Source organism: Sphingomonas sp. DC5200-1 (genome assembly GCF_049897245.1).
GTDB classification, from domain to species: domain Bacteria; phylum Pseudomonadota; class Alphaproteobacteria; order Sphingomonadales; family Sphingomonadaceae; genus Sphingomonas; species Sphingomonas aquatilis.
Genome location: NZ_JAFCVW010000005.1, coordinates 161,286 through 177,693 on the forward strand (window position 1 = coordinate 161,286; position 16,408 = coordinate 177,693).

At 66.3% G+C, this 16,408-nt stretch carries 18 protein-coding genes; 17 read left to right on the forward strand and 1 reads right to left on the reverse strand.

The window, feature by feature from the left end:
* The first annotated feature begins 27 nt into the window (after nucleotides 1-27).
* The 7 genes from ACP7A3_RS12450 to ACP7A3_RS12480 are packed head-to-tail and all read left to right on the forward strand — an operon-like array spanning nucleotide 28 to nucleotide 6,470.
* Complete coding sequence (locus ACP7A3_RS12450) at nucleotides 28-321, forward strand: hypothetical protein (RefSeq protein ID WP_426255781.1); 294 nt, start codon at nucleotides 28-30, stop codon at nucleotides 319-321.
* Nucleotides 321-2,543 (forward strand): DNA cytosine methyltransferase, encoded by a 2,223-nt coding sequence (locus tag ACP7A3_RS12455; RefSeq protein ID WP_426255782.1) that lies wholly within the window; start codon nucleotides 321-323, stop codon nucleotides 2,541-2,543. The genes ACP7A3_RS12450 and ACP7A3_RS12455 overlap by 1 nt, the downstream gene beginning before the upstream one ends.
* Nucleotides 2,540-2,908 (forward strand): RusA family crossover junction endodeoxyribonuclease, encoded by a 369-nt coding sequence (locus tag ACP7A3_RS12460; protein ID WP_426255783.1) that lies wholly within the window; start codon nucleotides 2,540-2,542, stop codon nucleotides 2,906-2,908. The genes ACP7A3_RS12455 and ACP7A3_RS12460 overlap by 4 nt, the downstream gene beginning before the upstream one ends.
* Complete coding sequence (locus tag ACP7A3_RS12465; protein ID WP_426255784.1) at nucleotides 2,905-3,771, forward strand: DUF1376 domain-containing protein; 867 nt, start codon at nucleotides 2,905-2,907, stop codon at nucleotides 3,769-3,771. The genes ACP7A3_RS12460 and ACP7A3_RS12465 overlap by 4 nt, the downstream gene beginning before the upstream one ends.
* Nucleotides 3,734-4,450 (forward strand): hypothetical protein, encoded by a 717-nt coding sequence (locus ACP7A3_RS12470; protein WP_426255785.1) that lies wholly within the window; start codon nucleotides 3,734-3,736, stop codon nucleotides 4,448-4,450. Before ACP7A3_RS12465 ends, ACP7A3_RS12470 begins: the two co-directional genes overlap by 38 nt.
* Complete coding sequence (locus ACP7A3_RS12475; protein ID WP_426255786.1) at nucleotides 4,447-4,800, forward strand: hypothetical protein; 354 nt, start codon at nucleotides 4,447-4,449, stop codon at nucleotides 4,798-4,800. The genes ACP7A3_RS12470 and ACP7A3_RS12475 overlap by 4 nt, the downstream gene beginning before the upstream one ends.
* Nucleotides 4,797-6,470 carry an SNF2-related protein gene (locus tag ACP7A3_RS12480; protein WP_426255787.1) on the forward strand — a complete coding sequence of 558 codons (1,674 nt, stop codon included), beginning with the start codon at nucleotides 4,797-4,799 and terminating at the stop codon, nucleotides 6,468-6,470. The genes ACP7A3_RS12475 and ACP7A3_RS12480 overlap by 4 nt, the downstream gene beginning before the upstream one ends.
* 393 nt (nucleotides 6,471-6,863) lie before the next feature.
* On the opposite strand, the gene ACP7A3_RS12485 is transcribed toward ACP7A3_RS12480, so the two are convergent.
* Entirely contained in the window at nucleotides 6,864-8,237 is a 1,374-nt protein-coding gene (locus ACP7A3_RS12485; protein WP_426255788.1) for a hypothetical protein, read from the reverse strand.
* 200 nt (nucleotides 8,238-8,437) lie between these two features.
* Here ACP7A3_RS12485 and ACP7A3_RS12490 point away from each other — a divergent pair, with 200 nt between their 5' ends.
* The 10 genes from ACP7A3_RS12490 (at nucleotide 8,438) to ACP7A3_RS12535 (ending at nucleotide 16,374) form a co-directional block, all read left to right on the forward strand.
* Nucleotides 8,438-9,019 carry a transcription termination/antitermination NusG family protein gene (locus ACP7A3_RS12490; protein WP_426255789.1) on the forward strand — a complete coding sequence of 194 codons (582 nt, stop codon included), beginning with the start codon at nucleotides 8,438-8,440 and terminating at the stop codon, nucleotides 9,017-9,019.
* 108 nt (nucleotides 9,020-9,127) lie between these two features.
* Nucleotides 9,128-9,544, forward strand: coding sequence for a hypothetical protein (locus tag ACP7A3_RS12495; protein ID WP_426255790.1), 417 nt, complete (start codon nucleotides 9,128-9,130; stop codon nucleotides 9,542-9,544).
* A gap of 48 nt (nucleotides 9,545-9,592) precedes the next feature.
* Nucleotides 9,593-9,742, forward strand: coding sequence for a hypothetical protein (locus ACP7A3_RS12500; protein ID WP_426255791.1), 150 nt, complete (start codon nucleotides 9,593-9,595; stop codon nucleotides 9,740-9,742).
* Nucleotides 9,743-9,926: 184 nt separating this feature from the next.
* Nucleotides 9,927-10,562, forward strand: a complete 636-nt coding sequence (locus tag ACP7A3_RS12505; protein ID WP_426255792.1) for a hypothetical protein — start codon at nucleotides 9,927-9,929, stop codon at nucleotides 10,560-10,562.
* Nucleotides 10,498-12,714 (forward strand): terminase gpA endonuclease subunit, encoded by a 2,217-nt coding sequence (locus ACP7A3_RS12510; protein ID WP_426255793.1) that lies wholly within the window; start codon nucleotides 10,498-10,500, stop codon nucleotides 12,712-12,714. Before ACP7A3_RS12505 ends, ACP7A3_RS12510 begins: the two co-directional genes overlap by 65 nt.
* Nucleotides 12,715-12,724: 10 nt before the next feature.
* Nucleotides 12,725-12,955, forward strand: a complete 231-nt coding sequence (locus tag ACP7A3_RS12515) for a DUF7681 family protein (protein WP_426255794.1) — start codon at nucleotides 12,725-12,727, stop codon at nucleotides 12,953-12,955.
* Nucleotides 12,956-12,958: 3 nt separating this feature from the next.
* A complete protein-coding gene (locus ACP7A3_RS12520) occupies nucleotides 12,959-13,201 on the forward strand; it encodes a DUF6148 family protein (protein WP_426255795.1) in 243 nt (80 codons plus the stop codon).
* Nucleotides 13,179-14,909: a phage portal protein gene (locus ACP7A3_RS12525; RefSeq protein ID WP_426255796.1), complete on the forward strand. Its 1,731-nt coding sequence runs from the start codon at nucleotides 13,179-13,181 to the stop codon at nucleotides 14,907-14,909. Before ACP7A3_RS12520 ends, ACP7A3_RS12525 begins: the two co-directional genes overlap by 23 nt.
* Nucleotides 14,902-15,768: a S49 family peptidase gene (locus ACP7A3_RS12530; RefSeq protein ID WP_426255797.1), complete on the forward strand. Its 867-nt coding sequence runs from the start codon at nucleotides 14,902-14,904 to the stop codon at nucleotides 15,766-15,768. Before ACP7A3_RS12525 ends, ACP7A3_RS12530 begins: the two co-directional genes overlap by 8 nt.
* A 60-nt stretch (nucleotides 15,769-15,828) precedes the next feature.
* A complete protein-coding gene (locus tag ACP7A3_RS12535) occupies nucleotides 15,829-16,374 on the forward strand; it encodes a hypothetical protein (protein ID WP_426255798.1) in 546 nt (181 codons plus the stop codon).
* Nucleotides 16,375-16,408 lie beyond the last annotated feature (34 nt).

A 16,408-nucleotide genomic window follows, 5' to 3' on the forward strand; every position in this document is an offset into this window, starting at 1 on the left:
CCAACCACCACGAAGAGGAGGTAATTGATGGGAACTGCACTTGATTGGCGCGAACGTCTCGCGCGCGCGATCCTGGCCCGCGACTTCGACGCCGCCGCCGCCGAACTCGAGATGCTGAAGCACACGAAGCCGGAGTGGGCGGCGTCGATCTACCGGGCGCGCACCGCGGTGAACCCGCCGGCGCCGCTTCCGCCCCGGCCGCCCTTCGCTTTGCCGATCGACGGCGCGCAGCCTGGCGCGGTGTTGGGTGACGATCTGCGCGAGCGGGTGCGCCCGTCGGATCCGACGTTCTTCCGTCGCGACCGGGTGAAGGCCGCCTGATGCTTCAGCGAACCACCACCCAGCGCACCTTCCGCGTCGCGCACATGTTTTGCGGCGTCGGCGCGGGCGCGAAGGGCTTCAATGACGCCAACCCGCGCATTGGCCACGTCTCGGCGCGGTTCGAATGCGCGGGCGGTATCGACGTCGATGCGGGCGCGATCCGCAATTTTGAGCGCATCACGCGTTCGCGCGGCACCGTGATGGACCTGTTCGACGCCGAGCAGTACGCCGCCTTCCATGGTGGGCCGCCGCCGCCCGGGTGGCAGCCCGCCATGCCGGCCGATATCCTGGCCGCATTCGGGCCGCACCTCGACGTCATGTTTCTGTCGGCCCCGTGCAAGGGCTTCTCCGGCCTGCTGTCGGCGGCGGCGAGCGGCACCGACAAGTATCAGGCGCTCAACCGCCTGACGTTGCGCGGCGTGTGGCTGGCGCTCGAGGCGTACAAGGATGCTCCGATCCCGATCATCCTATTCGAGAACGTACCCCGCATCGCGACGCGCGGCCGGGCGCTGCTCGATCAGATCAAGAGCATCCTGCGCTCGTTCGGTTACGTGTTCGCTGAGACGACGCACGACTGTGGCGAAATCGGGGGACTGGCGCAGAGCCGTAAGCGCTTCCTCCTGGTCGCGCGCCACGCCGAGAAGGTGCCGCCGTTCCTGTATCAGCCCCGCAAGTCGCGCCTCCGCGGCGTCGGCGAGGTCATCGGTCAGCTGCCGCTGCCCGGCGCCGAGGCGGCGGGGCCCATGCACCGCGTGCCGATGCTTCAATGGAAGACGTGGGTGCGGCTCGCATTCGTCGAGGCGGGGCAGGATTGGCGATCGCTGAACAGGCTGCGGGTCGAGGATGGTGTCCTTGCCGAATTCGGTATCGTGCCAGATCGTGGAATGAGGGATAACCAGCTTGGCGTGCTCGGCTGGGCAGCGACGGCACCGACGTTGACTGGTCAGCGGTCGCCCGCGCAAGGTCGGTTTTCCGTGGCCGACCCGCGACCCGCCGATGCGGACTGGCAGTCCGACGTGCTGGGGGTTCGCGCCTGGGATCGCCCGGTGGGGACCGTGCCCGGCCGTAGCGGCTGCACCAACGGCGCCTATAGCGTTGCTGATCCACGCGAGAGCGGGCGACATCATGGCTCCCTCGGCGTTCGCCGCTGGGAAGCGCCCGCAGGCGTCGTCGCCGGCGCCACGCGGCCGTCGAACGGCGCGCACAGCGTTGCTGATCCTCGCCCGCAGCAGGCAAACCAGACGTTCGCCCAATATGGCGTGCGTGATTGGGCAGAGCCGGCCGGCACCGTGACCGGGCAGGCCGCGCCGGGCGGCGGTCCCAACTCCGTTGCCGACCCGCGCCTGACCGGCAAGCCCGCCTTCAACAACATTTTCCGCATCGTGCCTTTCGATGGGACCTCGCCCGCCGTGGCGGGGCCTGGGGGCCCGGCGGGCGGATTGTCGGTTGCCGATCCTAGGCCACCCGAAAAGGACTATGCGGTCACCAAGTATCAGGTGACGCCGTATGATGGCACGAGCCGCACCGTGATCGGCGCGAGTACGACTGGGGATGGCGCATTCGCTGTCGCCGACCCGCGTCCAACCCATGGTTCCGGCGCCCATCACAACAAGATGCGCGTGGTGGACGCCTCGGCGGCGGCGCCGACCGTTACAGGATCTGATCGCGTCGGGTCCGGCGCGCTCTCTGTAGCGGACCCACGCCCCGTCGGCCTCAACGCCGAGGGCCGCTCAGGCTATGCGACGCAAGGTCATTACGGCGTGATCGGCTGGGACGAAAGCAGCAACGCCGTGCCAGGATATGCGAAGTACGACCGCGGCAACTGGTCGATCGCTGACCCGCGTTCGGTCGCGGCCGAACCGCTCGTCGCTCTCCCAGCCCCAGCCGACCGGCTCGTTGCGCGCATCGTCGCGCTAGATGGGACGTGGCACCGCCCGTTCACGACGCTGGAGCTGGCAGCCCTGCAATCGCTGTTCGACCCCGGCGAGGTGTTCGACCTGGAGGGCGGCTCCGATCAGCTGAAGCGCGAATGGATCGGCAATGCCGTCCCCAGCGCGGCGGCGCGGGGTATGGCGGAGACGATCGGGGAGACGCTGCTGCTGGCGAGCATGGGTGAAACGTTCGTGCTCTCGAGCCGGGAGATTTGGACCAAGCCGCTCGCGGTAGCGTTGGCCGTCGACCCGCGCCAGCCGACCGACGACATGGACAGCGGGCTCGCGTGATCGAGGTCACGCTCCCTTGGCCAGCGCCATCGCTGAACCCGAACCAGGCGCGCCGGCTCCATTGGAGCAAGCGCGCCAAGGCGGCCAAGCGCTATAAGACCGACTGCGGGTGGGCGTGCAAGGCGGCCGGGCTTCGACCGGTGGGCTACACGGCGGCGGCGGTCATGGTCGTGTTCCATCCGCCTGACGCGCAGCGCCGCGACATCGACAACATGCTCGCCGCGATCAAAGCCGGCCTGGACGCCGTCAGCGCCGCGATCGGCATCGATGACAGCCTGTTCGAACTCAGCATGTCGCGCGGCGCGCCCGTCATCGGCGGCGCCGTGATCGTCCGCATCTCACCCCCCGCAAAGGATCGCGCATGACCGCGCCGCTGACACCCGCCGATGCGGACCTGCAGGACTTCCCGTTCATGCCGCTGCATGTTGCACGGCTGCGCGACAGCGACCTCGCCGCGGAGAGCCACCCGGAGGCGTGCTGGTACGCCGTGCTGCTCTGGTCAGCGGCGTGGCATCAGCTGCCAGCCGGGTCTTTGCCGGCGGCGGACGCCGTGCTGGCGCGCCTATGCGGGCTGGGGCGCGACCTGAAGACGTTCCGCAAGCATCGCGCCGATGCGCTGCGCGGGTGGGTCGAGGCTGCGGACGGCCGGCTCTACCATCCAGTGGTCGCCGAGCAGGTGCTGGCCGCCTGGCGCAGCAAGGTCGAACAGCGTCACCGCGCCGAATGCGCGCGGGTGAAGAAGCATAATCAGCGGCACGAGACAGACGTGGCCGCGCCGGACTTCGTCACCTTCCTGTCCCAGCATTTTCCCGCCTCTGTCCCGCACCTGTCCCTAGGGACAGCGGCCCGCGTCCTCGGGGACGAAGCCTCCAAGAGACAGGGAGAGGGACAGGGACAGAGAGATTCTAATTCCGATCCTATCGGATCGGGCGCCGCGGCGCCGCCGATCGATCCCGAAAAGGTCATGTGGGACCAGGGCAAGGCGTTCCTGGCCACCCACGGCATCGTCGATCCGAAGGCGGGCAAGCTGCTCGGCAAGTGGAAAGGCGGCCACGGGCCGGAGGCGGTGATCGTCGCGCTGGGAAAGGCGCAGAGGGAAGGGGCCATCGAGCCCATCAGCTACATCGAGGGAGTGCTTCGCAGTGGGAAACGAAATCACAACGACCGCCCATCCGGCAACGGCCTTCTCGATGCTTGTCTCGAACCCGAATACGCAGGCCGTACTTGATCGGGCGTTCGACTGCACCGCGACGTTTACGGCAGCGGATATCGCGCTGGCTGAACAGGTGGCGCTGGGGACTGTGGCGCCGCGTCCGGCTGACGACGATTACGTCCGAAAGTCCGTTGCCTCGCTGTCAGCCGCAATGCCGGCCCAGGCAACCAACACCGATGCCGGCAAGCTCAAGCTGAAGACATACCAGACCATGCTGGTCGGCCGCGACGAGCGCGCGATCGCCTATGCGTGCCGTCGATGCCTCGCCGAGCTGGATTGGTTTCCGACGGTGCATCAGATCGTGGAGCGCATCCGCGATTGGGTGAGTCCGGAGCAGGCAGCAATCGCCAGGGCGCGGGCGATCCTGCGCAGCGGGCGCCGCGCACGGGAGGATGCCGCTGACGCCGTTACCGCGTCGCCCGACGACCTCAAGCAGGTGCGAGAGCGCGCAGAGGCCGCGGCGCGCGCGTCGATCGGTCGCCGAGCAGAGCCGGTCGCTATGGACGCACCGGGCGGACTGGAGCCGCATCAGCTGCGCATCCCGAACAAGGGCGATTACGAACGCCTGTTCCGCATCGACCCCGATGTCGAGGCCGCCAAGGCCGCGGCGATCTTGGCGCAGGAGCAGGAATACGACGCTGACATGCTGCGCCAGGCCTACGACCAGCACCTCGAACTCTACGGTGCCGCATGATGCCCGACGCCGCCGAGCTGGTTGCGCTGTTGCGCCGGACGCGGATGCGGCTGGGCACCGAGGCGGCGCTCCAGCTGTCGATCGGCGAGGCGCTGACCGCCGCCGGCATCGACCACGAGCGTGAGGTGCGGTTGAGCGCCGCCGACCGCATCGACTTCATGGTCGGGACGATCGGGATCGAGGCGAAGGTGCGATACGCCAAGCGGGCGATTTACCGGCAGCTGGAGCGCTACGCCGCGCATGACGGGATCTCGGCTCTCGTCCTCATCACCGGCACGGCCATGGGCCTGCCGCCATCGATCGGCGGAAAGCCGGTCTTCTACGTATCCCTGGGGAGGGCATCGCTGTGAAAACCTATGGCCAGCTGCGCCATGACGTTGACGGCCGCGGGCGCTGGATCGTCACCGATCTCGAGCCGCACGTGGCGATTGCGTTCAAGCGGTTCTTCCCGCGCGTGTCGGCGGCGGCGACCGAGCTGCACCTCAGCGACACCGACGACGTGCGCGCCGACCTGCACTGGTTCATGCAGCGCTATCCACTGGCCCATGATGCCGCTGCCGCGTTGGCGGAGGGGGTGGAGCGCAAGGCGGACCGTCTGGCGGAACGCGACCGCATCCTAATGCCGACGTGGACGCCGGGCGAGGTGCGCGGCTTCCGCGATGGCCTAGCGCCCTACCTATACCAGACGCAGGCGGCCCAAATCGCGTTGACGCAGCGAAGCCTGCTGCTGGGCGATGACGTCGGCCTCGGCAAGACGATCTCGGCGGCGGCGGTGTTCGCCATGGGCGCACCTATGCCGGCGGCGGTAGTCGTGCAGCCGCACCTCGCGCCGCAATGGGCCGCGCAGATCGAGAAGTTCACGACGCTGCGCGTCCACGTCATCAAAGGGACCAAGCCCTACGACCTGCCCACGGCGGACGTGTACGTGTTCCGCTATTCGAACGTCGCTGGCTGGATCGACGTGCTGAAGACGGGCCTGTTCAAGACGGTGGCGTATGACGAGGTGCAGGAGCTGCGCCACGGACCCAGCACGTCGAAGGGGCAGGCGTGTCGTATCGCGAGCCAGGGCGCCGAGCTGCGGATCGGGCTGACGGCGACGCCGGTCTACAATTACGGCGACGAGATCCACAACGTCATGAACTTCATCCAGCCTGACCTGCTCGGCAGGGGTGATGAGTTCATGCGCGAGTGGTGCAATGGCACGCGCCAGGTGAAAGACCCCGACGCACTGGGCTCGTACCTTCGCGACACCGGCTATTTCCTGCGGCGCACCGAGACGGACGCGACCGTGTCCGCGTCCATGCCGCCGGCGAACGTCATTGACTATGAGGTCGGCTGGGATGACGACGCCACCGAGGCAGAGGAGGCGCTGACGCGGTCCCTCGCGATGACGGTGCTGAGCGGCAGCTTCGTCGAGGCTGGGCGCGCGGCGCGCGATCTCGACCTCAAGATGCGGATGCTGACCGGTATCGCAAAGGCACGATCAGCGGCGGCGTACGTCAGGCTTTTGCTCAAGGACAGCCCGCGGGTGCTGCTCGCTGGCTGGCACCGCGACGTCTACGCGAGGTGGATGGAGGATCTCGCGCCGTTCAATCCGGTCCTCTACACCGGATCCGAAAGCGGCGCAGGGAAGGCGCGTAGCGTCGAGGCGTTCACCAACGGCGACAGCCGCGTGATGATCATTTCGCTGCGATCGGGGGCGGGGCTCGACGGCCTGCAATTCCATTGCCGCGACGTCGTGTTCGGGGAGCTCGATTGGTCACCGCAGGTGCATTACCAGGTCGTCGGGCGGCTACGCCGGCCGGGCCAAGTCGAGCAGGTGACGGCCCACTACCTCCACACGTCAGGCGGAAGCGATCCCGTGCTGCTCGAGACGTTGGGCGTCAAGACGGACCAGGCGCGAGGCATCGTCGATCCCGGCGTTGCGCCGGCGGCGCGGTTCACCGATGACAGCCGAATCCGTCGCCTCGCTCAATACGTCCTCGGCATGGCCGGCACGAGCAATCGGGAAGTGGCGTGACTGATATGGCGGTCATCCCTGTTCCCTTCACAACCAGCGCGTGTGATCGCGTTCTGTTCGCAATCAGGGCGTATCGGCGCCAGCACGGCCGCTCCCCCAGCTTGGGAGAAGTGTCACGTCGTGCTGCTGTGCGGCGTCAACATGTTGCCCGATACCTGCTGAAGCTACAGATCGGCGGCTATCTGACCTACGACCGTCATGCAGCAGAGCCGATTGTGTTAATCGACCCTGCCGCTAACCTTTCAGACCTAGACCTGGAGAATGGCTGCCACGGACGCGGATGGACGATTATCAAGTCAGCTGCACCCGAAGTTGCCGCCTCATATCCGGTCGAAAATGGCTGTCCTAAATGGACGACTTAGCCAACCAGCCGTCTCGCCTGATGTCGCTCTCCTACGGCGTCGACCCTTCGGGCTTCGTGTCATCGCCCGAGATGGCAGAAGCTACCGCTGCGGTTGCTGCCGCCGGCACAATAATGGCGGCTGCCGCGCCGCCTTTCGTCGGAATTAGCGCCATGATTTTCTCTGAAATTCCTGGCACCGCTTCCAAGCTTTTTCGTATCGCCGGGTTTGATAGCAATTCGGATAGGGGGCTGCTGTGATGATCTGGTCCGAGCAGGCGGCTGGGCGCCTCTTCGATGCGCGTCAGGGCAGAGATCAAAAGTCTTTCGCGCAGCGCTTCGTCCACCTGCACGGCTTCGGCACGATATCCCTCATAGGCTTGAGATACAGAAGCCTTGAACGCGTAGTCCTCCGCTAGTCGGAACGTCATGCCGATCTGCTTCGTGGCGAGCCAGGCAAACCAGACTGGTGCTCCGATGCCGAAGATCGCGAGCGCCGCGTTCGCCCAGATCGTTGCGGCCTCCTTGCCTCCGTTTAGCACCTCCTTGAGGCTTTGCAGTCGCTCCCATCCGACGAGTAGCGCGACACCAAGAGCTGCGATTAGTCCAAAGGTCCAAAACATACCGGATTGGGCAAGGGCGGACCTGCGTGCCTCGAATGCTTTTGCCAAGCCCGCGCTGGTCGCGCCGCGGAGAGCTTGTTCGCTGCGACGGATCATCGCATCTGCCGATCCAAGCGCATCGCCTATTCGGCGGCCCGCATCGCGCTCGGCGGCTTCGATGCGCTGCCGCGCGTCACTCGCTCTCGTTTCCTCACTCGACACCGTCTCCGCAGCCTGGGAGGCGCTCTTCATAAGCGCAGTGAGCTCCGACTTCTGGTCCCGCAGCTCCGCGAGGTCTGTGGGCAATTGTTCCGCAGTTTCATGAGCTGCTTCGATGTCCGCTATCTTTTTACCCACTTCCAATGAGCGCGGCTCGATATCTTTCAGGCGGGTGTCGACTGCCCGGAGACGTGCAAACAGGTCTTTCGGTAAAAGATTCCGGTCCTTTTTCAGATCTTCCCAGTCGATCTTTGGCGGTGGTGGCGGCGGGGCTGGCAGTGGAGGTACGTGCCGGTAGACGGAGTTCACGAGCTCCAGCAAATTGGCTGTTACGGCGTCGAAAGCCGAATTGATCTGCGACGCATTGAAGGCGTCAGCACGCACCTTCAATCGAAATAAATATTTCGACTCTGCGTCCGGCAGCTTGCGAGAATTGGCAGATCGAACACGCGTCGCCGCGTCTGCCACCTCGGCATATAATTCGTCCGCACTCATGGAGGGGGCCATCCAGTTGACGTTGGCGTGCATATTTACTGTGGTCTGCCAACCATGCGCCTTCCACTGGGTCAGGAAACGCTCACCCGCCTGTTCGAGGCTTTTCGCCACGTCCTCTACCGTAACCTTTGAATCTGCCACAAAATTGCCCCTCCTGTGGTGCTCCCCTTGCCAAGCGTAACGGCCATTTCATTGACACGCTATCTTCGCAATCGGGGGTTGGCATGTGCGGAATTGGGAACTGCCGCTTTCGGGTACGCCATAGCACATAGGGTGAACGCAGCCCGACGGCTTGCGCCGGGGGAGCTGTCATGATGCACCAGAGGACCGAATCGTTGCAGGCTTCGGCCGTCAGCACAGGCCGCTGGATCGTCCTGCGCACCGCCGCGCCACGTACGCTGATCCTGGCACAGGCCCTGCTCGACGCCGGCTACGACGTGTGGACTCCGACACGCATGCAGAAGCGGCGCACGCTGCGGGGAAAGACGAAGACGTCAGAGGTCGAGGTGCCGCTGATGCCCACTTTCGTCTTCGCACGCCAGGACCGCCAGGATGATTTGCAAGCGGTGCTGCGTATGCCCGCCTCGCCGTTCCCGGCCTTCTCAATCTTCCATCATATGGGCAAGGTCGCAAAGGTTAAGAACGCCGAAGTCGAGCGCCTGAGGACGGAGGAGCTTCGTGGCAAGGCGAAGCGGAAGGCGAGCGGCAGCGCGCCCCTGTTCGCCGCCGGTCAGCCGGTGAGGGTGGAGAACGACACTTTCCGAGGCCTCACAGGGGAAGTGGTTCTGTGCGATGGTAGCTGGACCGTGGTGACGTTCGGCGGCGCCTTCGACTTCAAGATCGCCTCTATGCATTTGCGAACGGATCAGGTACAGGATCGTCAGCCCGGATGACGGGCGCCGCTGCATAGAGCAGCCCTGCGGGTTTGAAGGCTGGCCATTGAGCCAATCGCGCCCGCCACCGAACTAGCCGGCGGATGTCGCCAGCAGGAGTGCGAAGCGTTGGCTACCGAACTAGGCCTTTCACTCTGCATTCCCTCGTTCGACGGCTTCAACGTGACGGGCGTTTACTTCCTGTATCGGAGTGGTGAGGTCGTTTACGTCGGGCAAGCCGTCGATATCCGCCGTCGCATCTGCTCGCACATTGCTGAAGGTGTGAAGACCTTCGACGCCGTATCGTTTATCAGGTGCGAGCGGGACAAGCTGGACGCAACTGAGCGGCGATACATTCAGGCCCTCCGCCCTGAGTACAACAAATGCGCTATCGCTCGACGGCCGGTCGGCAGGTTGCAACCGCAACTTAACCGCGTGCGCGCGCCGATAGTGTCTCACGATCTCACGAGGGCGGAAGAGCGCCGCCGGCGTGTCGATCTGATGGCCACCGCACGAAAGCAGAGGGCGGCCGATAAGACTTCCTGACATTCGGAAGTGGGAGGCTCGATGTCTCAACCTGTAGCCACGACAGCAATGATCCTCGAGCGCTTGGCTGGCGAACTGCATAGCGCCGCGTTCGACTTCGAGGCTGATGTCGAAAGCCACAGCCGCGCCGAGGATCGCATCGCGAACGTCGAGCGCATCGCCGCCGAGGCGCGCGCCGCCGTGCGTGGTCGGGGCTGACCAACGTCCGACCTCAGGTCAGTCCGAGGCGGACATACCCCCCGTTGGGTCCTCCCAGCGGGGGCGGCGAATACGGGGGGCGAAGCCGCGACGCGCGTGCGTTTCCCGTGTTCGGAAATCGTTACGCCTTTTTATTTGGGTTTTGCTTTTCCGTCGGGCCCTGGCGGTAGGCGTAGGAGGCTGAATGGCGCGAGCCGCGACCCCGCGCGCGGCGCCGCGCAAGCGCAAATCCGACGAGCTCATCGTCAATCTGGACGAGTTCGCATCGCTCTGCGGCGTAACGCCGGAGACGATGCGTTCGCATCTAAAAGCCGCGCCTGCGAAAGCGCCTTGGATCCTCGAGCGCGGCACGCGAGGACGGGGCTACAAGATCGCGGCGCTTGCTGGCGTCGAGTGGTGGAAGCAACGCGCCGCTGCCGGCGGTGATGATGACGGGCGCGCCGCCAAGCTCGCCGAATTGCGCTTGTCCATGCTCGGCGGCGACGCCAGTGAGGACGACCTCCTTCTATCCGGCAAGCAGCGCGGGGACGAATTCAAAGCCGGCCTCGCTGAGCTGGAATATCGAGAGGCGATGGGCGAGCTGACGCGCGTCCATGACTATGAGGCCGAGACGGTCAACGCAGTGATTGAGCTGCGGCGCCAGCTTCAGGGTGTCGGCCTTACGATCCGCCGCAGGTTCTCACTCGATAGGGAGGTGCAGGACGCGATCGACGATCTGATCGGCGATCGGCTCAAGCTCTTCGTGGAGGCGCTCGATGCCGACGTCGGTGATCTCGACGCCGCGGAACAGGACGGCGGAGGCGACGGCGTCATCGACTAGCCGCCAGGCCATCCACCCCCGACTGGGCGCGCTGTCGCTGCTGATGCAGCAGACGCGCGAGCCGCCGCGGTTCGCCGATGCCCGTGCCAGCGTGAGGCGGTCGTTCAGAGAGGTGCTTTTCCCGGAGAAGGTGACGCCGATCGAGGCGGCCAACCGACATCGGCACCTGCGCAACCCTGGCGCCTATAGCGGACCGTGGCGCGACAGCCCGGAACCGATGCAGCACCTGGTCGAGCCGACCAATAACCTCGCGATGACCAGCGCCTACGCGATCATCGCCGTGATCGGTCCATCGCAGATGGGCAAGTCGGAAGTCGGCAACAACTGGCAGGTCCACTCGGTCATCTACGACCCGGCGGACATGGCGTTCTACAGCCCAACCAAGGAGCTGACCGCCTCCTACGTCACGACGCAGATCAACAAGCTGCTCGAGGAGTGCCCCGACGTTTCGAAGCGGCAGCTGGCCACGGCCAGCGCCGACAACATCTACCTCAAGCAGTTTCGCGGCTGCGACTGGCACTTCCTGTGGCCGACCGGTCCGAACTTCCGCGCGCGCCCGTTCTCGCGCGGACGTCTCGACGACTACGACGATTTCGATGACGACATCGGCGATCAGGGCGACGCTGTTTCCCTGTTCGAAGGTCGGACCACCAGCTTCCAGGGCTACGGCTGGAAGCTCTACGTCAACTCCAGTCCGAAGAAGGGACCGAAGCGCGGCATTGAGCCGCTCGTCGCCGCCGGCACCTCAAAGCGCTGGTGGGTCGACTGCCTGCAATGCGGCGAGCCGTTCGAGATGGCGTGGGAGCGGCTGACGTTCGACCGCACCGGCACGGCGCTCGACGCGGCCAACTCCGCCGAGCTCAGCTGCCCTAGCCCGACCTGTGGCGGGTCGCACAAGCAAGCCGACAAGGCGGCGCTGATGGCGTCCGGGCGGTGGATCGGGAAAGGTGAGACGGCCGTCTCCTGGTCGACGGGGACGAACACCGGCAGGATCGGCGAACTCGAGCCGAACAGCACCGACAGCTATTGGTGGGACGGCACGTTCGGTCTCGCACCCTGGTCGACGCTGGCGCGGCAATATCGCACCGCCGAACTGCGGTTCGAGGACCACCAGGACGAGGGCCCGCTCAAGTCGTTCTTCCAAACGAAGGTCGGCCGGAATTACGTCAGCCGATCGAGCGGGGATGCGCCGGTGACGCTCGACATGCTCACCGAGCGCGCCCGCGCTTCATCATATCGGCTGGGGCAGGTGCCCGATGGTGTCGTCGCGCTGACGGCCACCGTTGATCTTGGTGTTGATCGGTTCTCCGTACTGATCGTTGGGCACGGCGTCGGTAATCGGGCGTGGATCATCGACCGGTTCGACATCCTGACGCTGGCGGACGGCATTACCAAGCTGGAGCCGTTCCGCCGCCGGGAACATTGGGCGGTCCTTTATTCCAAGGTGCTGGCGCGCCGGTATCCGTTGCAGCGCGACCCTACGTTGACGATGCGGATCCTGTGCACCGGCATCGACACCGGCGGCGGCGACGACGCGACCGACAATGCCTACGCCTGGTGGCATGACATGGTCACCGGCAGCCGGAAGGAGCGGCGGGCCGCGCTGCCGGCGAGCGCCGTCACGCTGCTGAAGGGCGGCAAGCCCACGCAGAAGCTGCTGCTACCGTCGCCGACCGTCGACGCGAAGCGGCAGGTGAAGGGCGCGCCCGAGTGCGAGCTGTTCATCCCCAACGTCAACCGCGTCAAAGATATCGCCGATTACCGCCTACGGCGGCCGATCCCCGGCCCCGCCTATGTCGGTCTACCGCAGGACCTCTCCGACAAGCACCTCGCTGAGTTGCGCGCCGAGGAGAAGGAAGAGGGGCTTTGGACCAAGCCCGAGGGCGTCCGCAACGAGACGTGGGACCTCTTCATTTACGCGCTAGTCGTGATGCTGCGACTGGTCGGCCTGGATCAGAACCTGACCAAGGTGCCGCAGTGGGCACGGCCGCCGAAGCCGGCGGCACCCACTCCTGTGGTGCAGCAAGTGGACGATGATGCCCCGCCACCGCCACCGCCACCGCCTGCCCGCGCCGGCGTGACCGTCACCCGAGCCGCCAGCGCGGTGCGCGCAAAGCCCCGCCGCGCCGTGCGCACCGTGCGAACGATTTAAGGAGCCAGCAGTGGACAATCAGCACAAGAAGATCGCGGGTTACCGCGATCTGACGCAGGCCGAGATCGACCTCATGAACGAGGCGAAGGCACTCGAAGCGAAGTTCAACGGCATGGTGGACCGCTTGCGCGCGCTGCCCGACATCGATCAGCGGAACGTCAGTCTTGGGCAGTCCTATGCCGAGGATGCGTTTTCACGGATCGTGCGATCGATCGCCCGCCCCGAGCGTAAGGTCGCCTGACCAGTGGCCGACGTCGGCATCACCCTCGACATCGCCGACGCACGGCTGAAGGAATATCTCGTCGCCGAGCGGCGGGTGCTCGACAACCAGTCGTACGAGATCGAGGGCCGCAAGCTGACGCGCGCCGATCTGCAACAGATCCGCGAGGGCATCGTCTTCTGGCAGGGCCAGGTCGATCGCCTGAACCCGTCGCCGAAGAAGCACGCTGTCGGTCGCGTGCGCCGTGGCTCGTACCGGCTCCGCTGAGATGAAGGTCCGCGTCACGCCGAACCTCATCGACCGGGCCGTCGGCTTCATCGATCCGGCCGCAGGGCTTGCCCGCCTTGAGAACCGCGCGCGGCTATCGGCGACGTCGTCGGTGTTCGGCGGCGGCGCAGGCGGTTATCGTGGGGCGCAGCCCGATCGCGCCAAACGGCGCGGATGGTTTGCCCGCGCGCGCTCCGCCAACGCTGATACCCTGCCGGGTTCCGATCGGATGCGCGCCGAGCAGCGCGATGCGGCGATGAACCAGCCGATCGCCACCGCGGCGATCAACCGCAAGGTGACATTCACGATCGGCACCGGCCTGATGGCGATCCCGGCGATCAACGGCGCCGCCCTGGGTCTGACCGCGGATGAGCAGGAGAGGTGGGAGCAGCGCCTCGCAACCGACTTCGACGCCTATCTCGCATCGAAGGACGTTGACGCAGCGCGCCAAGCGACGGGGTACGGGGTGCAGGCGATCGTCGAGCGCGGGACGATCACGTCGGGCGACATGCTGGCGCTGCGCGTCATGCCCGAGGATCAGCCTGGCCGCGTGACCGCCACCGCGTGGCAGCTTGTCGAAGCGGATCGCCTGCGCAACCCGCCGACGATCACGGATGGTGCCAGGAACCCCGCGACCGGCAACATCGTCGCCGGCGGCGTGGAGGTCGACCAGCATTGGAGCCCGGTCGCTTACTGGATCCTGAAGCAGCATCCGGGTGACCTGCAGCTGGTCAACGCGGCCAGCCTCATGCCCGAGCGGATCGACGCCTGGGACACGAAGCTTCAGCTGCCGCGCGTGGTGCACGTATACAAGAAGGAACGCGCCGAGCAGGTGAGGGGGGTGGGGCTGCTCGCCACCGTCCTGGAACCGCTCAAGATGGTGTCCGACCTTAGCGATGCCGAGCTGTTCGCCGCGGTGATGTCGGCGATGATCGCTGTCGTCTACAAGAGCCCCGGCGCGACGCCGATGCCGGAGCCGGATTACGGCGACGAGGATAGCTTGGCAGAACCTGCGGAAGGTGGGGCCGCATACGACATCCCGGCCGCCGCGCCGACGTACAAGTTCGAATCCGGCTCGGTCATGGAGATCGACAGCGAGGCGGAGGTCGAGATCAAGTCGCCGGGCCGGCCAAACAGCGCCTTCAACCCGTTCTTTGAGGCCATCGTGCGCCAGATCGGTGCCGCCATCGGCGTGCCCGCCGGCGTGCTGATGCTGATGTTCAACTCGAGCTACACGGCCAGCAAGGCGGAGCTCGAGGCGCTGTACATGGACGTGCGCGCCGAGCGTGCGTGGTTCGGCGGGGATTGGTGCGTCCCGACCTATGTTTGCTTTGTCGCGGAGAAGGTCGCGCGTGGCGACTACGCCATGCCGGGATTCTTCTCCGATCTCGATATCCGCGCGGCCTGGACCGGGGTCGACTGGCGCGGCGATGGCAAGATCACGCTCAACCCCGCCCAAGAGGCTAACGGTTACAAGATCCGGCAGGATAACGGCTGGCAGACCGGCGAGGAAATCACCGCCGAACTCACCGGCGGCAGCTTCCGCCAGAACGTCGCCCGCCGCGGTCGCGAGCATCGCGCGTGGGTCGCCGAGGGCCTGCCGGTTGCCGTGTCGCCAGGCACGCCGAGCGCAAATGCGGGCAGCGGCGGCGTCGAAGATGGCACGCCGCCCGCTGATCCGAAACGAAAGGACAATCAGGATGCTTGAGACGTTCGGCGCTCGCACCCTGTGGGCCATGCACCCCGACGCGTTGGGCGATCTGCTCAAGCGAGGATCGGTGGAAGCTATGCTGCCTGAGGCGTTGAAGGCGCTCGCCGCCTTCGGCGGTGGCGCCTCGGCGGCGAAGCCTGCCGACCCAGTGCGCGATGGCGCCACGGTCATCATTCCGCTAGCCGGCCCGCTCTCGCCGAAGGGCAGCTATGGTGGCACGTCGACCGAGCGGTTCTCGCAGCAGGTCCGTGACGCGGGCGCTGATCGTGCGGTCGGGTGCGTTGTGCTCAGCATCATGAGCCCCGGCGGCCTCGTCTACGGCACGGCCGAAGCTGGCGACGCGGTCTATGAGGTGCGGCAGATCAAGCCCGTCATCGCGGTCGCTAGCCCCTATGCCTATTCGGCCGCGCATTGGATCGGCACGCAGGCGTCCGCCTATTATGCCTCTACTAGCGGCGGCGTCGGCTCGGCCGGCGTGCGCGGCGGCCACGTCGATATGTCGGGCTTCGAAGATAAGATCGGCATGAAGACGACGTTGATCGCGTCTGATCCCCAGAAGATCGCCGGCCACCCCTATGCGCCGCTCTCCGATGCGGATCGAGCCGAGATGCAGGCGGAGATCGACGAGATGAACCAAGCGTTCGTCGCTGCGATCGCGCGCGGGCGCGGCATGGAAACGGCGGACGTCCCTGCCATGCACGGCACCGGCCAGACCTTCTCGGCGAAGCGCGCTGCTGAGCTCGGCGTCACCGACGGCGTGATGACGCTGCGCGATGTCGTCGCGAAATATAGCGCCAGCCGCACCCGCCTCGCGCTGATGCGGCGCCGCGCCGCGGCGATGGCCGCCGCTTTCTAATTCCCGCCCACGTCGGGCGCGAACCCTGGGCGATCCGCGCCCGCACCAATGGAGTAGACGATGGACCTGGAAGCACTCCGGGCTCAGGCGCGTGCGGTCGCAACGCGCATGGAGACCCGCATCAACAGCGCGCTTGGCGCGAACCGCGATCTGACTGCGGAAGAGGAGGCGGCGAACACGGCGGACGAATCCGAGCTCGCTGGCCTCAGGACGCAGATCGCCGCGGCGGAGGCAGCCGCGGGTGGTGCCGACGACACGCCGGATCCGACGGCCGCGGCCGTAGCTGCAGAGCGTACCCGCATCCTGGCGCTCGCCGACCTCTGCCCGTCCAGCGTGCTGGCGACCCCGCTTCGCACCGCGATCGAGCAGGGCCAGGACGCCGGCGCCTTCGCGATCGGCATTGCCACCGCCGCCAAGGCGCGCGGCGCGACGATGGCCGACCTCGCCGCGGGCGCGGTGCAGAAGAACCAGCTGCCGAAGCCGGGAACCGACGCATCGGCCGACAAGGGCAAGGCGAAGACTGACGCCGAGCGCGCGAGCGGCATCCTCGCGCTTGCTGCGCAGGCGGGCGTGCGCGCGGCGAAGCACCTGCTGCCGGCGACCTGATCGCCGAGCGCCGCACTTCCGGCCTTCTGGCCGT

Bases quoted from the DNA above. Each gene is read 5' to 3' on its own strand.
- ACP7A3_RS12455 (WP_426255782.1), top strand. From the start codon at position 321: ATGCTTCAGCGAACCACCACCCAGCGCACCTTCCGCGTCGCGCACATG.
- ACP7A3_RS12535 (WP_426255798.1), top strand. From the start codon at position 15,829: ATGGACCTGGAAGCACTCCGGGCTCAGGCGCGTGCGGTCGCAACGCGC.
- ACP7A3_RS12490 (WP_426255789.1), top strand. From the start codon at position 8,438: ATGATGCACCAGAGGACCGAATCGTTGCAGGCTTCGGCCGTCAGCACA.
- ACP7A3_RS12475 (WP_426255786.1), top strand. From the start codon at position 4,447: ATGATGCCCGACGCCGCCGAGCTGGTTGCGCTGTTGCGCCGGACGCGG.
- ACP7A3_RS12510 (WP_426255793.1), top strand. From the start codon at position 10,498: ATGCCGACGTCGGTGATCTCGACGCCGCGGAACAGGACGGCGGAGGCG.
- ACP7A3_RS12530 (WP_426255797.1), top strand. From the start codon at position 14,902: ATGCTTGAGACGTTCGGCGCTCGCACCCTGTGGGCCATGCACCCCGAC.
- ACP7A3_RS12450 (WP_426255781.1), top strand. From the start codon at position 28: ATGGGAACTGCACTTGATTGGCGCGAACGTCTCGCGCGCGCGATCCTG.
- ACP7A3_RS12500 (WP_426255791.1), top strand. From the start codon at position 9,593: ATGATCCTCGAGCGCTTGGCTGGCGAACTGCATAGCGCCGCGTTCGAC.
- ACP7A3_RS12505 (WP_426255792.1), top strand. From the start codon at position 9,927: ATGGCGCGAGCCGCGACCCCGCGCGCGGCGCCGCGCAAGCGCAAATCC.
- ACP7A3_RS12465 (WP_426255784.1), top strand. From the start codon at position 2,905: ATGACCGCGCCGCTGACACCCGCCGATGCGGACCTGCAGGACTTCCCG.
- ACP7A3_RS12470 (WP_426255785.1), top strand. From the start codon at position 3,734: ATGCTTGTCTCGAACCCGAATACGCAGGCCGTACTTGATCGGGCGTTC.